Origin of the sequence: Klebsiella sp. NPDC088457 (genome assembly GCF_044900465.1) — a bacterium.
In the GTDB taxonomy this organism is placed as follows: domain Bacteria; phylum Pseudomonadota; class Gammaproteobacteria; order Enterobacterales; family Enterobacteriaceae; genus Klebsiella.
On record NZ_JBJDNH010000005.1, the window covers coordinates 110,293 to 125,054 of the forward strand.

General features: G+C 56.6%; 11 protein-coding genes, 1 tRNA gene and 3 other RNA genes. 4 read left to right on the forward strand and 11 right to left on the reverse strand.

Going from position 1 to position 14,762, the window contains the following annotated elements:
- Positions 1 to 4 precede the first annotated feature (4 nt).
- The 10 genes from dppC to ACI2JR_RS05190 all read right to left on the reverse strand — a co-directional run bounded on the left by dppC (position 5) and on the right by ACI2JR_RS05190 (position 9,221).
- Positions 5 to 907, reverse strand: coding sequence for a dipeptide ABC transporter permease DppC (gene dppC / locus ACI2JR_RS05145; protein WP_132729358.1), 903 nt, complete (start codon positions 905 to 907; stop codon positions 5 to 7).
- Between the two features lie 9 nt (positions 908 to 916).
- Complete coding sequence (gene dppB, locus ACI2JR_RS05150; protein ID WP_132729357.1) at positions 917 to 1,936, reverse strand: dipeptide ABC transporter permease DppB; 1,020 nt, start codon at positions 1,934 to 1,936, stop codon at positions 917 to 919.
- 107 nt (positions 1,937 to 2,043) lie between these two features.
- Positions 2,044 to 3,651, reverse strand: a complete 1,608-nt coding sequence (gene dppA, locus ACI2JR_RS05155) for a dipeptide ABC transporter periplasmic-binding protein DppA (protein ID WP_132729356.1) — start codon at positions 3,649 to 3,651, stop codon at positions 2,044 to 2,046.
- A gap of 760 nt (positions 3,652 to 4,411) precedes the next feature.
- A non-coding RNA gene (locus ACI2JR_RS05160) (RtT sRNA) lies at positions 4,412 to 4,543 on the reverse strand.
- A 34-nt stretch (positions 4,544 to 4,577) separates the two neighbouring features.
- Positions 4,578 to 4,709: non-coding RNA, RtT sRNA (locus ACI2JR_RS05165), on the reverse strand.
- A gap of 34 nt (positions 4,710 to 4,743) precedes the next feature.
- Positions 4,744 to 4,875, reverse strand: a non-coding RNA gene (locus ACI2JR_RS05170) — RtT sRNA.
- A 34-nt stretch (positions 4,876 to 4,909) separates the two neighbouring features.
- Positions 4,910 to 4,986 (reverse strand) — tRNA-Pro (locus ACI2JR_RS05175).
- A 90-nt stretch (positions 4,987 to 5,076) separates the two neighbouring features.
- On the reverse strand, positions 5,077 to 6,768 hold the full coding sequence (eptB, locus tag ACI2JR_RS05180; RefSeq protein WP_132729355.1) for a kdo(2)-lipid A phosphoethanolamine 7''-transferase: 1,692 nt from the start codon (positions 6,766 to 6,768) through the stop codon (positions 5,077 to 5,079).
- A gap of 364 nt (positions 6,769 to 7,132) precedes the next feature.
- The gene (locus ACI2JR_RS05185; RefSeq protein ID WP_132729354.1) at positions 7,133 to 8,335 is read right to left on the reverse strand and encodes an L-lactate MFS transporter; all 1,203 of its coding nucleotides are present in this window, start codon (positions 8,333 to 8,335) and stop codon (positions 7,133 to 7,135) included.
- Between the two features lie 238 nt (positions 8,336 to 8,573).
- Positions 8,574 to 9,221: an autotransporter outer membrane beta-barrel domain-containing protein gene (locus ACI2JR_RS05190; protein WP_132729353.1), complete on the reverse strand. Its 648-nt coding sequence runs from the start codon at positions 9,219 to 9,221 to the stop codon at positions 8,574 to 8,576.
- A gap of 227 nt (positions 9,222 to 9,448) precedes the next feature.
- Here ACI2JR_RS05190 and tag point away from each other — a divergent pair, with 227 nt between their 5' ends.
- Positions 9,449 to 10,030, forward strand: coding sequence for a DNA-3-methyladenine glycosylase I (tag, locus tag ACI2JR_RS05195; protein WP_132729352.1), 582 nt, complete (start codon positions 9,449 to 9,451; stop codon positions 10,028 to 10,030).
- On the forward strand, positions 10,008 to 10,448 hold the full coding sequence (locus ACI2JR_RS05200; protein WP_132729351.1) for an N-acetyltransferase: 441 nt from the start codon (positions 10,008 to 10,010) through the stop codon (positions 10,446 to 10,448). Before tag ends, ACI2JR_RS05200 begins: the two co-directional genes overlap by 23 nt.
- On the opposite strand, the gene ACI2JR_RS05205 is transcribed toward ACI2JR_RS05200, so the two are convergent.
- Entirely contained in the window at positions 10,417 to 12,747 is a 2,331-nt protein-coding gene (locus tag ACI2JR_RS05205; protein ID WP_462478042.1) for a molybdopterin guanine dinucleotide-containing S/N-oxide reductase, read from the reverse strand. The genes ACI2JR_RS05200 and ACI2JR_RS05205 overlap by 32 nt on opposite strands.
- Before the next feature lie 167 nt (positions 12,748 to 12,914).
- On the opposite strand from ACI2JR_RS05205, the gene ACI2JR_RS05210 reads away from it, so the two are divergent.
- Positions 12,915 to 13,577, forward strand: coding sequence for an OmpA family lipoprotein (locus tag ACI2JR_RS05210; protein ID WP_462478043.1), 663 nt, complete (start codon positions 12,915 to 12,917; stop codon positions 13,575 to 13,577).
- A 123-nt stretch (positions 13,578 to 13,700) separates the two neighbouring features.
- Positions 13,701 to 14,717 (forward strand): LacI family DNA-binding transcriptional regulator, encoded by a 1,017-nt coding sequence (locus ACI2JR_RS05215; protein WP_462478044.1) that lies wholly within the window; start codon positions 13,701 to 13,703, stop codon positions 14,715 to 14,717.
- Positions 14,718 to 14,762 lie beyond the last annotated feature (45 nt).

A 14,762-nucleotide genomic window follows, 5' to 3' on the forward strand; every position in this document is an offset into this window, starting at 1 on the left:
CCTCTTACTGCTTCAGTTTGGGATCGAGCGCGTCACGCAGACCGTCACCCATCAGGTTAAATGCCAGCACCGTCAGCAGAATCGCTACCCCCGGGAAGGTGACGACCCACCAGGCACTCTGCGCGAACTGCAACACGTCGGAGAGCATCGTGCCCCACTCCGGTGTCGGCGGCTGCGCGCCCATGCCAAGGAAGCCAAGAGCGGCCATATCGAGAATGGCGTTAGAAAAACCGAGCGACGCCTGAACAATCAGCGGCGCCAGGCAGTTAGGCAGAATATTGATGAACATCTGCCGTATCGCGCCCGCGCCCGCTACCCGCGAAGCGGTCACGTAGTCGCGGTTCACTTCCACCAGCACCGCCGCACGGGTCAGACGCACGTAGTGCGGCAAGGCGACAAAGGTCAATGCCAGCGAAGCGTTGACGATAGAAGGGCCGAAGATCGCCACCAGCACCAGCGCCAGCAGCAGGCTCGGCAGGGCCAGCATGATATCGACGATACGCATAATGACCGAGTCAATCACGCCGCCGAAGTAGCCGGCGATCAGACCCAGCACCACGCCAAGAATCAGCGACAGCACGACGACCAGACAGCCCACCAGCAGCGATAAACGCGCGCCGTACATCAGGCGCGACAGAATATCGCGGCCGACGTCATCGGTTCCCAGCAGATGGGCGAAGCTTCCCCCATCCTGCCATGCCGGCGGCGCCAGCAGCACATCGCGGAACTGATCCGCCGGGTTATAGGGCGCGATGAAGTTAGCAAACACGGCGATGATAATCATAATCGCCACGTACACCAGGCCTACCACCGCCCCCTTGTTGCGTTTGAAATAGTGCCAGAACTCCTGCATCGGGGTCATAGGCACCGGCGCGGCGACAGTTTTATGTTCAGTAATTTGTGACATGATGGCCCCTTACTTCTTATGCCGAATACGCGGGTTCACCACGCCGTACAACAGATCGACCAGCAGGTTGACGAGGATGATCATCGTCGCGACCAGCAGCACCCCGCCCTGCACCACCGGATAATCGCGGCGTTGCAGCGCGTCGATCAGCCAACGCCCTAAACCTGGCCAGGAGAAGATGGTTTCGGTCAGAATGGCGCCCGCCAGCAGCGTCCCCACCTGTAGCCCGATAACCGTCACCACCGGCAGCATGGCGTTACGCAGCGCATGAACCACGATGACGCGCATCCGGGTCAGCCCCTTAGCGCGCGCGGTACGGATGTAATCCTCACCCAGCACTTCCAGCATCGATGAGCGGGTCATACGCACGATAACGGCCAGTGGAATGGTGCCCAGCACAATGGCAGGCAGAATCATATGCATCACGGCATCAATAAAATCGCCCGGTTCGCCCCAAATCGCGGTATCGATCAGCATAAAACCGGTCAGCGGCAGGGTATCGTCAAGGAACACAGTATCGCTGATACGTCCGGAGACCGGCGTCAGGTTGAGCTGCACCGAAACCAGCATAATCAGCATCATGCCCCACCAGAAGATCGGCATGGAGTAACCGGTCAGCGCGAGACCGACGGAGGTATGATCGAAGATAGAACCGCGTTTGACCGCCGCCAGCACGCCCACCGGGATACCGACGACAACGGCAAAAATCATCGCGCAGACGCCCAGCTCCATCGTGGCTTTAAAGCGCGGGACGAATTCTTGCCACACGGGAATGCGGCTTTTCAGCGAGATCCCTAAATCGCCGTGCAACACGCCCCAGATATAGTGGACATACTGCTGCCACATGGGCTTATCAAGACCCATTTCAGCCAGCAGCTGCGCGTGACGTTCAGGGGAAATCCCACGTTCGCCCGCCATAATCATCACCGGGTCGCCGGGAATCATATGCACAAAGGCAAAAGTGAGAAGGGTAATACCGATAAATGTCGGGATGACAAGTCCCAAACGTCGGAGGATGAACTGCAACATAACCCGGATTCTCTATAGTGACGACCCGCCTGGTGACAGGGCGTCTGTATTGCTCACAAATGTAAATCCCCCCTCCCCGTTAAGGGAGAGGGGAAACATACTGTTTATTATTCGACAGAGACGTTTTCGAAGTGGTGCTTACCTAACGGGTCAACCACGTAGCCTTTAACTTCTTTACGCACCGGCTCAAAGACGGTGGAGTGCGCGATGATCAAGGCTGGAGCCTGATCGTGCATCACGACCTGAGCCTGCTTGTACAGCTCGATACGCTTGTTATGGTCTTCGGTGGCACGCGCCGGCTGAATCAGGTCTTCAAACGGCTTGTAGCACCAGCGAGAGTAGTTAGAACCATCTTTCGCCGCGGCGCAGCTGAACAGGGTGGCGAAGAAGTTATCCGGATCCCCATTGTCGCCGGTCCAGCCCATCATGACGGTCTGGTGTTCACCCGCTTTCGCCCGCTTCAGGTACTCACCCCATTCGTAGGTCACGATCTTGGCCTGAACGCCGACTTTAGCCCAGTCGGACTGGATCATCTCCGCCATGCGGCGCGCGTTCGGGTTATATGGACGCTGTACCGGCATTGCCCACAGATCGATCGTGAACCCTTTTTCCATGCCGGCTTCTTTCAGCAGCGCTTTCGCCTTTTCCGGATCGTAGGTGTAGTCTTTAACGTCGTCGTTATAACCCCACATGGTCGGCGGAATCAGGTTTTTCGCCGGCTGGCCTGCGCCCTGGTAAACGGCTTTGATAATCGCTTCTTTGTTCACCGCGTAGGTCAGCGCCTGACGGACTTTGACGTTATCCAGCGGTTTCTTCTCGGTATTGAAAGAGAGGTAACCGACGTTCAGACCCGGTTGCTCCAGCAGATTGATGTTCTTATCTTCTTTCATCCGCGCGATGTCTGCCGGGTTCGGGTACGGCATCACCTGGCACTCATTTTTCTGCAGTTTGGCATAGCGCACGGAAGCATCAGGCGTGATGGAGAAGACCAGGCGATCGATCTTCGGCTTGGTGCCCCAGTAGCCCGGGAAGGCTTTATAGAGAATACGGGAGTCTTTCTGGTACTGCAGCAGCTGGAACGGGCCGGTACCGATCGGGTTCAGGTCCACTTTTTCCGGCGTGCCGGCTTTCAGCATGTTGTCGGCATACTCTTTGGACAGAATCGAGGCGAAGTCCATCGCCAGGTCCGCGAGGAACGGCGCTTCCGGACGAGTCAGCACGAACTGGACGGTATTATCGTCCACTTTCTTCACTTCGCTAATCAGGTCAGGCAGGCCCATGCCTTCGAAGTATTCGTAGCTGCCGCCAGACACTTTATGGTACGGGTTTTGTGCGTTTTTCTGGCGATCGAACGAGAACACGATGTCATCAGCATTCAGGTCGCGGGTCGGTTTAAAATCTTTATTATCCTGCCACTTCACGCCCTGACGCAGGTGGAAGGTATAGGTTTTTCCGTCTTCGCTGACTTCCCATTTTTCAGCCAGGCCCGGAATAACTTCGGTGGTACCGGTTTTGAATTCGACCAGACGGTTATAAATTGGCACTGAGCTGGCGTCATAGGTGGTACCAGAAGTGAACAGCTGTGGGTTAAAGCCTTCCGGCGAGCCTTCAGAACAATAAACCAGGGTCTTAGCCTGAACGCTTGCTGCAACGGTCAGGGCGACCAGGCTCAGACCAAGCTTCAGCATCCCTGACTTTTTCAAGGAAATACTCATTATTCTGCTCCAAATGTGATGTTGTTTGCATATATCCGCCAGACCTTTATTTATTTTTTACCCGGTCTGGTCGGTGGTGCCCGAAGGCCTGGATGAGAGATGGGGATTCCTTTCACAAAAACGCCTGAGTTGCAGTGCGGATTCTCCATGAAATGCCCCTCATGCCCTACAATCTGTCAACAGAATGCGTAAACGTCAATACAGCCAACCTGGTTTTACATCCGGGGTGAGAATCAACAGGCAAAGATTAAAAAAACTTCACGGCGCTATTTTCAGCAGAGAAATTTATGCTAGCGGCAAACAGGCAGCATAAATGCCTTAATAGTTTGCAGCAGGTAGTGATAAGCAATTCTGGCAAATGATGAAAATTTATTACGATGTGGCCAATATGTGAGCGATTAATAGCGCGAACGTTAAAACGCACAGCGGAAAATGCTGTAGTTATCCATAAGCTTCGCGAAAAAAGATCGGTACATATATAAAAAAATACAATGGAAGATGTCACAAAATAGTTAACAGGCGGTGTAAAACGCCGATTCATGCTTTTTTTGTGACTCTGGTTAAATATAGCCTCCCCGGCGTTGCGACGTTCGGCCGCGCCCTCAATGCCATCAAGGCGGGGGGGTTCTTTTTTACGGTGGTTTGGGCGAAGAAAACAGCTTCGCCCAAACCACCGTTTACCGGCATAGCGTAAGTCCGCGATAAACTGCTGACCCACCTCAAGTGATCAGCGCTGCTCAAAGAGCGGGCTTTTCAAATTTGGTCGGTGATAGAGGATAACTCGCCACTGTGTGGCTCGCCCTGCGGGCCGTTGCTAACGCAACGTTCCCTCGCGCTGCTCGGGTCGAACCTCTGCCCCCGGAGGTTCTCATCCTCATCGGCCACAGATGCAAAAAAGCCCGCTCAAAGAGCGGGCTTTTCAAATTTGGTCGGTGATAGAGGATAACTCGCCACTGTGTGGCTCGCCCTGCGGGCCGTTGCTGACGCAACGTTCCCTCGCGCTGCTCGGGTCGAACCTCTGCCCCCGGAGGTTCTCATCCTCATCGGCCACAGATGCAAAAAAGCCCGCTGAAAGAGCGGGCTTTTCAAATCTGGTCGGTGATAGAGGATAACTCGCCACTGCGTGGCTCGCCCTGCGGGCCGTTGCTGGCGCAACGTTCCCTCGCGCTGCGCGGGTCGAACCTCTGCCCCCGGAGGTTCTCATCCTCGTCGATCACAGATGCAAAAAAGCCCGCTCAAAGAGCGGGCTTTTCAAATCTGGTCGGTGATAGAGGATTCGAACCTCCGACCCCTTCGTCCCGAACGAAGTGCGCTACCAGGCTGCGCCAATCACCGAATGCGGGCGCATCTTACTGCTGAGACCCGCACCCGTCAATGCCTTATTAAGAAAAAATGGCTCAAGCGGCGAGAAACTCGCCACTCCGCTTATTTCTTCGCTGTTTTGCTCGCATCAGGAACGCGGCACCAGTTGTTATGCTCATTAATCCCGCCATCTGGCGAGGTATAGCCGAGGCAGCCCATGATGGTGTCGTACAGCTCAACGTGGCGACGCGGCACTTTCATCGCCGCCTGCTGCTGGAGCCGGGCAAAAGAAGCGGCATGATCGGGCGCTTCCAGATACTTATCCGACATCCACACCATCATCGGTACCCGGAACTGCTCCGGCGGCGCCATATTGCGCGGCGTACCGTGCAGGTGCTCACGCTCATTGATGGACTCGCCATGATCGGCCGCGTAGAACACTATCGCTTTCTTATCACGCAGCTGATCCAGCACGCTGACGATAAAGTGATCGACGTAGGTCACGCTGTTATCGTAAGAGTTGATCAGTTCCGCTTTCGAACATTTACTGTCCACGCCCACGCACTCCGGCTGCCACTGCGCGAAGCTGCGCGGATAACGCTGGGTATAGTTAAAGTGCGACCCTTTGGTATGCAGAATGATCAGGTGCTTACCCTGAGTATTCTTGGTTAGCGAACGCTTCACTTCATCCACCAGCAGCATATCATCCACGCTCTTACCGCGGTTACGCGGCTCCGCGCCAATCTGCTCGCGATAGGCAATGCTGTTCGCCATGGTATTGCTGTAGAACCACATCTCGCTCTGCATGGCGTACAGATCGCCGGTAAAGCCCAGCTGATGCAGGACCGCAAAGACGTTTTGCTCTTTCAGCGTCCGCTGTGGGTTATCTTCCGCCCCGCCCTCGCGCACAAACATGCAGCGCAAGGAGAGCTTGGTCGCGGTGTCGCACGAATACCCGCGGAAGGCGACCAGGTTTTTCTCCTGGGCCAGCTTTGGCGTGGTATTCCGGCCATAGCCCAGAATGCCCATATGATCCCACCGGGTGGTCTCACCGATGATAAACACCACGTAGGTGTCATCCAGCCCTTCCGGCGCCACATAGGTGAATTTCTTTGCCGGATTGATCAATGACTTGTTATCAGAGGACTCATCCACCTGCGCCCAGGCATACAGCCCCAGCGCGGAGAGCCAGTTTGACGGCAGATAGGAGTTGGCAATCACTCCGCCGTAGCTCGGCATATCAACCTCTGAGCTGCGTTCAACGTTCTTCTGTCGCAGCTCGAGCAGGCGAATCGGGCCCCAGACCATTAAACCGGCCAGCACGACGATAGCGATATTTTTCATCCGCTGGCCAGGAGTGCGAATTTGCCGCAGCAGGGTGTGACGACAGCGGTTATTCCAGATAAGCAGCAGCGGCGGCGTACTCACCAGCACCAGCCACAGAATCAAATGCCAACCGATCACCTCCTGGGACAGGTCAATATCCGTCGTCATCACCGACGCAATGATTCCGTAGCCAATCACCACATTCAGGAAGGTCATGTAGTAACTGGCGGCAGCGGAGAAAATAACGACCAGGGTGGCTAATATTCGCCAGACGCGCCGGCCCAGCAGCGACAGGATACGCAGCAGAAAAAAGGTCACCAGTACGGCCGCAACCAGTTCCACAACTCCGGAAAGCCCTTTCCAGAAGGTAAATTCCTGCGCATAACCGTTGAGACGACGGAAAAACACAGCACCGTTCATAAACCAGCCGATGTACAGCGCCAGCCAAATACTGAGCTTCTGCTGCGTCATCGTTCTAATATATTTCATGCATGAAACCTGGAAAAAGAAGAGATAAAACCACCTTGCTTACGCAATATAAGCGAGCAGGTTAATAGAGTGCGTTCAGGTTGATTAACTACTCAAACCCTTTCGAGATGCCTTGCGGCGACAGGCCCGTGAACCCTCTGGAGCTTACTCAAGTAAGTGACTGAGGTCAGTGGCGCAGTCAACAATAAGGCAGGTTGAAGGACGGAGAGTATAAGAAACCTCTACAAAGCGCGCTAAGTAGACCACAGAGGAAGGAAAAAGTACCAGGAGGGAATGTGATCCAACCAAACATTTACAAAACATTTGGTTGGATTGGCACTATTCGTTAAGGAAATGAGTGCTTCAGGCCAGGCATGCTGCGCCTTCAGGCATGCGCCTCGCTATAAACGTCGCTTTTTGGCTGACGAATGGTCGTGGAGAGCGCCAGGGAAAGAATCAGCAGGGCGAAGATAACGCAGAAGGTCACGTAGAACCCGCCAAACAGTGACGCAATCAGCGACCCGCAGATGCTGCCGATACCAAAGCCCAGATAAATCACGCCGTAGTTTTTCGCCAGGTTATTCAGACCGAAGAATTCACTGACCAGCGACGGGAACACGGTAATGGTGCCGCCGAAGTTAAAGGCGACGCAGGCGATGGCGGCAAAGAAGGTCATGGCGTTCAGCGGCGCGAACAGCAGCGCGGCCATGCCGACCAGCGAAACCACCTGACCGATGGTAATCACCCGAATACGGGAGATTTTATCCGACAGAATCCCCAGAACCAGACGGCCACTCAGGTTGGCGATAGAAATAACGGTCACCGCATTCGCCGCCGTCGCGACATCCAGATGAACCATCCCCTGGGCAATATCTTTTGCCACACCGATGACATACAGACCGCTCATACAGGCCGTCAGGAACATCACGGCTAACATCCAGTACTGCGGTTTACGCATCGACTCGGCCAGCGTGAAATCATTTTCCACCACGCCGTTGTGGGAGGCGGCGGTGTGGTTCGGCGCATCTTTCATCAATGTTGCGCCGCAAACAATCATCAGCAGCACAATCGCGCCCCAGATAATAAAGGTTTTCTCCAGCCCAACGGTTGCCAGCAGATGGGTATCGATAAATTTGAAACCGAGGCTACCGAGGCCGTAGGCGCCAATGGAAAAGGCGGAAATCAGCCCTTTACGCTCCGGGAACCACTTCACGCAGTTGGAGAGCGTCAGCAGATAGCCAGCGCCGTCCGCCAGCCCCACCAGCAGGCCCGCGCTCAGCCACAGCATCATCAGGCTATTCGAATGGGCGGTGAGGAAAAAACCGAGCCCCAGTAGAATCCCGGAGGCCATGGTGACGCGTTTAACGCCAAAGCGTTCCTGCAATTTACCGGCGACGGAAGAGGATAACGCCAGACCGAGGCTTAACAGACCGAAGGAGAAAGCCACCTGGCTTACCGGTTCGCCCAGCTTTGCGGAAAGAGAACTGTTGAACAAACTCCATGTATAAACCGATCCCAGCGCGAATTGTGTCACGATCGTGCCGGCTAGCGTAAGCCAGCGGGTATATTGACTGTTTGCAGCGTTCATAGCAGATATCCTGAAGAATTAACTGCCGCCACAATAGCGAAGCCCGCCGAGCGCCTGGCGAAAAAAGGCATGAAATGCCGCCAGCGAGGAATGAAATGCCGGAATGCCGGAATGAATGACATTGAAAAACGGCTGCGCATAAAATTAGTCGCGCTAAGTTAGTACCCACTACCTCACAACAATGCATCAACACTGTGTTTTTTAAGTAACATGCGCGTATCTTACATGCTACAAAACGCTAAAAGTTGGCGCTGACGCCCATCACATAGAGATAATTCGCCCCCGTTGGCACATTATCCGCCTGCGACAACGCCGCCCACGCCGCAAGGTGCGAATTGAGTGACATATCCGCCCCCAGGGTCACATCGCGCCAGGAGCCGTCCTGCGCCCGACCAGCAGCCCCAATCGGATCCGCGGAGAGCGACTGGTTGTAGCTCACCTGGGCCCAGGGATGCACGCCCCACAGCGCCTGATAATCCATCCGCCAGCCCAGCGTATTCACATAGGGGCTTTCTGGCGCACGACGGACGACGGGCGGCGATATTGCATCGCTGCGCAGACTGGCCACCGGCCCGGAGGTGACGCCATTCGCCAGGGTAAAATTCCAGCCCACGCTCATCCCATGGCCGCTATCCGGGGGCGCCAGCGCCTGATTCAACGCCATGCCGGGCAGGTCGCCAGAGGTATTCATCCGCTCCGCGAGGATATCTTCATAACGGGGTTGGTGATCGCTATCCCACGTATAGCGTTCAGGGGTATTACTTTTGGTATCGATAGCGATATATTCCTGTTGCCAGGCATTGGCGCTCGTGGCCAACGCAGCCCAGACGGCGACGCACGCCGGGAGAAATCCCCCCCGGAGACCATTGCATTTCTTTATTATCATTAATGCGACTCCATAAAGAGCCAAACAGGCGCTGTTGCTGTGTTTTTTATGGGATGTGCGGCCCTGAATACCCGAATAATGTGATTAGGCGAGCGAATGCGGCTAATGCACATGCAACATCAAAAAGGGTGGGTATATTGGGGAGTGGTATCCCTGTATTAACTATTATCTTTATCTTTCAGCCGTCAAGGCGAGCAGGTAAGTTTTATGACTAAAGGGAGAGAGACATGCAACGTTGCGGATGGGTAAGCCAGGACCCGCTCTATATTCAGTATCATGATAGCGAATGGGGCGTTGAGCAAAGAGATGCCCGTAAGCTGTTCGAAATGATTTGTCTTGAGGGCCAGCAGGCCGGGCTGTCGTGGATTACGGTACTGAAAAAAAGAGAAAACTATCGTCAGGCCTTCCATCAGTTTGATCCGGTTCGCGTCGCCGCCATGGATGACGCCGATATTGAACGTCTGCTCCAGAATGCCGGTATCATTCGCCATCGCGGGAAAATTCAGGCCATTATTGGCAACGCCCGCGCCTTCCTGGCGATGGAAGAAAACGGCGACGCTTTCGCGGATTTCGTCTGGTCTTTTGTCGACAATCAGCCACAGATCTCCCATCCGGCGACGCTGGCGGAAATTCCGACCACCACCCCCGCCTCCGATGCGCTGTCAAAAGCGCTGAAAAAGCGCGGCTTTAAGTTTGTCGGCTCAACGATCTGCTACTCCTTTATGCAGGCCTGCGGTCTGGTCAACGACCATGTGACAGGCTGTTTTTGCCACCCCGGAGGCCAGGATGATCCGCAAGTGGGACGCTAAAAATAGCCATCAGCTGCTCTCGCTGTGGCTGGAAAGCACGATTCACGCGCATCCCTTTATCAATGAAACGTACTGGCACGATAGCGTCGCGGTGGTACGCGATGTCTATCTGCCTGCCGCCAGCACCTGGGCATGGGAAGAGGACGGAGAGATAAAAGGCTTCATCAGCGTGCTGGAGTCACGTTTTATCGGCGCGCTTTTCGTCGCGCCGAAGGCTATCCGCCAGGGGATCGGCCGCGCGCTGCTGGACGAGGTCAAACAGCACTACGCCTGGCTCAGCCTCGAGGTGTACCAAAAAAACGTCCAGGCGGTGAATTTTTACCATGCGCAAGGCTTCCGGATAGAAGACTGCGCATGGCAGGACGACACGCTACAGCCGACCTGGATTATGCATTGGCCGGCGGATCAAACGCCGTAAGCGGCAACGCGGGCCCCGCATATTTTTCCAGCCACGCCAGCGCCGTATTGCCAGCGCAGCCGTTGCCCAGCCGCGAGGTAGGGATATCTTTGGTCAGCACGTTCACCGCGCCGTTCTTGCAGATCCCCGCCTGCGGGTCGAGATCGGGCCACGCCCCTTCATGCAAACAGATAACCCCTGGCCGAATCCCCTCCGTGACTACCGCCCCGGCCAGAACCTGACCGCGCGAGTTCCACACCCGCACCACATCGCCGTCGGCAATCTGCCGCGCCTGCGCATCCTGCGGGTGAATCGTTAACGGCTCGCGACCGGCAACGGCGTACTGGTCGCGCAACGATGTCTGATTCAGCTGGCTATGCAGACGATGCGCCGGATGTGCGGAAAGGAGCTGCAGCTGTTGCGGCTGGGCATTGCCGTGCCACTCATCGGGCTCCAGCCACATCGGGTGCGGCGGGCAATCGGGGTAGGCAAAACCGGCAATCGTCGGCGAGTGAATCTCGATTTTTCCGCTGGCGGTTTTCAGCGGGTTAGCCTGCGGGTCGGCACGGAAAGCGGCAAAACGGGCAAAGCGGGCGTTTTCCGGGTTTTCCGGCATTTCTATCAGCTGATTAGCCTGCCAGAACTGCTCAAAGGGCGGCAGCGTCACCTGCTGGCTGGCTCCCCGCTGCGCGGCGATCTGGTAGAAGGTTTCCAGCCACTGCAGATCGCTTTTCCCCTCGGTAAAACGCGCCCGTCCCCCGGCTTCCCAGCGCTCGCTGAGATCGGCAAAGACGTCAAAGTCATCGCGAGCTTCATCCCGGGGGGCAACCACCCGCTTCATCGGCACCAGATGCTGGTTACTGTAATCACCGGTCATGGTCATATCGTTGCGTTCAAACGAGGTGGTGGCCGGCAGGACGATATCGGCATGACGGGCCGCGGCGGTCCAGAAGCACTCTGAAATGACGATCAGCTCCGGTTTCTGCCAGGCGCGGATCAGCCGGTTGGTATCCTGATGATGGGTAAAGTTGGCGCCGCCCGCCCACCAGATAAACCGGATATCCGGGAAGTGGCGATCCATGCCGTTATGCTGATAGGCGGCGCCCGGGTTTTCCAGCGCTTCGACGATTCGCGCGACCGGTATTTTTTCTACCGCATCGGTACCGCCCGCCACGCTCCCCTGCATGGAGCCCAGCACCGCCGCCCGACGGGTGGGGTTGCCGCCGTTGGCGAAATGGTACGACAGGCCAAAGCCGCCGCCCGGCGTGCCAATCTGCCCCAGCATCGCCGCAAGCGTCACCAGCATCCAGTGTTTTTGTTCGCCAAACTGCTGGCGCTGCATCCCCCAGCCGGACATCAGCATGGTCGTATTTTCGTGGAATAAGGCCGCCAGTTCACGGATCTTACTCTCACTAACGCCGCAAATCTCCGCAGCCCAGCCGGCGGTTTTCGCCGTGCCGTCGCTCTCGCCGGTCAGGTAGCGGGCGAAAATGTCATAGCCGCTGGTGCAGCGGGCGAGGAACTCATCGTCCTGCCAGCCGTTCTCAACCAGCGTATGGGCGATGCCGAGCATCATCGCCACGTCGGTACCCATATGAGGAGCGATCCACTCGCTGGCTTCGCCAAAGAAATCGACGGTTTCCGATCGCATAGGATCGATACAGATCACGCGCTTGCCGCTTTTACGCAGCCGATCGAACCACGGTATCCCCTGTTCATCGGAGGCATTCCACGCAATCTTAAGCGTATTCAGCGGGTTGGCGCTCCACAGCACCACCACATCGCTGTGTTCCAGTAGCATGGGCCAGCTGGTTTGTTGCTGATAAACCTCATTGCCGCCCACCACATACGGCATGATCGCCTGCGCCGCGCCGGTGGAATAGTCCCCCAGATGGCCGGTGTATCCCCCCGCCAGGCTCATATAGCGCTGCAATAACGTCGCCGCCTTGTGCAGTACGCCGTTAGAACGCCAGCCGTAAGAACCGGCAAAAATGGATGCCGGGCCGTAGCTGTCCCGAATCCGCCGATGCTGGGTATGGATAAGATCCAACGCCTCCTGCCAGCTCACCCGCACCAACTCGTCCTGGCCACGCACGCCTTGCGGACTCTCCGGCGAAGCCAGGAAACCTTTCCGCACCATCGGGTAGCGCACGCGGGTTTTGCTGTGCACCTGGTCACGTACGGCGGTTTGCAGGGAATTGGTGAAAGAGGTCTCCAGCGCACCGCGGGAAGAGAGGACATTTTCACCATCTGTTTCAACCAACATAGGTCCCCAATGGGCCGCGGTTAAGATCGTTTCGGTTGCAGATGAGGTTGGCAAAGCGAGCTCCTGGTCAGCGAATGCAGGTGTTATGACGGTCTGTCAGGTAACCGTTCAATGTTATTTACAAAAAGAGAGATTATCCGGGGAATTTTCTCCGCATCCGGGCGTCATAATCAACCGTCACGCGTGCGGTGACAAAGAATAAAAAGGATTAAGGAAATAACATGAAAAAACGCGTACTCATGATTGCGGCTGTGGTTAGCGGCGCACTGGCGATTTCTGGCTGTACCACCAACCCCTATACCGGCGAGCGAGAAGCAGGAAAATCCGGCATCGGCGCCGGGATCGGCTCACTGGTTGGCGCGGGCATAGGCGCCCTCTCCTCGTCGAAGAAAGATCGCGGCAAAGGGGCGCTGATTGGCGCGGCGGCCGGGGCAGCGCTGGGCGGCGGCGCCGGTTATTACATGGATGTGCAGGAAGCGAAATTACGCGAGAAAATGCAGGGAACCGGCGTCAGCGTGACGCGAAATGGCGATAACATCGTGCTGAATATGCCAAACAACGTCACCTTCGACAGCAGCAGCGCCAACCTGAAACCGGCCGGTGCGAATACCCTGACCGGCGTCGCCATGGTGCTGAAAGAGTACGCTAAAACCGCCGTTAACGTCGTGGGTTACACCGACAGCACCGGCGGTCAGGAGTTGAATATGCGCCTGTCGCAGCAGCGCGCAGAGAGCGTCGCCAGCGCTCTTATTACTCAGGGCGTGGCGGCAAACCGTATTCGCACCAGCGGCATGGGCCCGGCGAATCCGATTGCCAGCAACAGCACTGCGGAAGGAAAAGCGCAGAACCGTCGCGTAGAAATCACCCTCAGCCCGCTTCAGTAACAGCGGTGGCCGGTCCTGGCCTCGTCTCCTTCGCCCGGCAAAAGGTCGCCTGCCGGGCAAAATGCTTGATATAGCGAATTTTCGCGCTAAGGTGTTGTGCAGATTTCAGCAAAGGAAGCCATCATGGCGAAAGCGGCGCGAGCAACCATCAGCGATGTGGCGAAAGCCGCAAAGACCGGAAAAACCAGCATTTCACGCTACCTCAACGGCGAAAAGCACCTGCTTTCCGATGACCTGCTGGCGCGCATTGAAAAAGCGATTGCCGAGCTCAACTATCGCCCCAGCCTGATGGCCCGCGGCCTGAAGCATGGTCGTACCCGGTTGATTGGCCTGATCATCGCCGATATCACCAACCCCTACTCCGTCAATGTGCTCAGCGGGATCGAAGCCGCCTGTCGCGAAAAGGGCTTTACCCTGCTGGTGTGTAACACCAACAACGAGCTGGACCAGGAGCTACACTATCTTGACCTGCTGCGCAGCTACCAGGTCGAGGGGATCGTGGTGAACGCCGTCGGGATGCGTGAAGAGGGGCTTAACCGCCTGCAGCAGTCGGCGCTGCCGATGGTGCTTATCGACCGTAAAATCCCCGACTTCGCCTGTGATGTCGTCGGTCTGGACAATACCCAGGCCGCCACCACGGCCACCGAACATCTGGTGGAAAAAGGCTTTGAAGCCCTGCTGTTCCTCAGCGAACCGCTCGGCTCGGTGAACACGCGCCGCGAACGCCTGAGCGCTTTTCGCGCCACCCTCCAGCGCCACACCGGCATCGTGGCCGAGAACGCCGAAGTCCCGCTGAACGACGGCGCGATGCTGGATAGCGTTCTGCGCCAGTTTCACTCCCGCCATCGCGGCATGCGCAAAGCGGTGATTTCCGCCAACGGCGCCCTGACGTTACAGGTCGCGCGCGCGCTTAAACGGGTCGACCTGATTTGGGGCAGCGATATAGGCCTGCTCGGTTTCGACGAGCTGGAATGGGCGGAGCTGGCAGGGGTCGGCATTACCACTCTCAAACAGCCCACCTGGCAGATTGGCTACGCCGCGGTGGAGCAGGTGGTGCGCCGGATTGAAGGCACTAATGACCCCATCTGCGAGCGGGTCTTCTCCGGCGAGCTGATCGTCCGCGGTTCCACCTCCCGTTAATCGTCCTTCGTGATGGCGATCATAAATTAGGCATCCGCCCCTTTC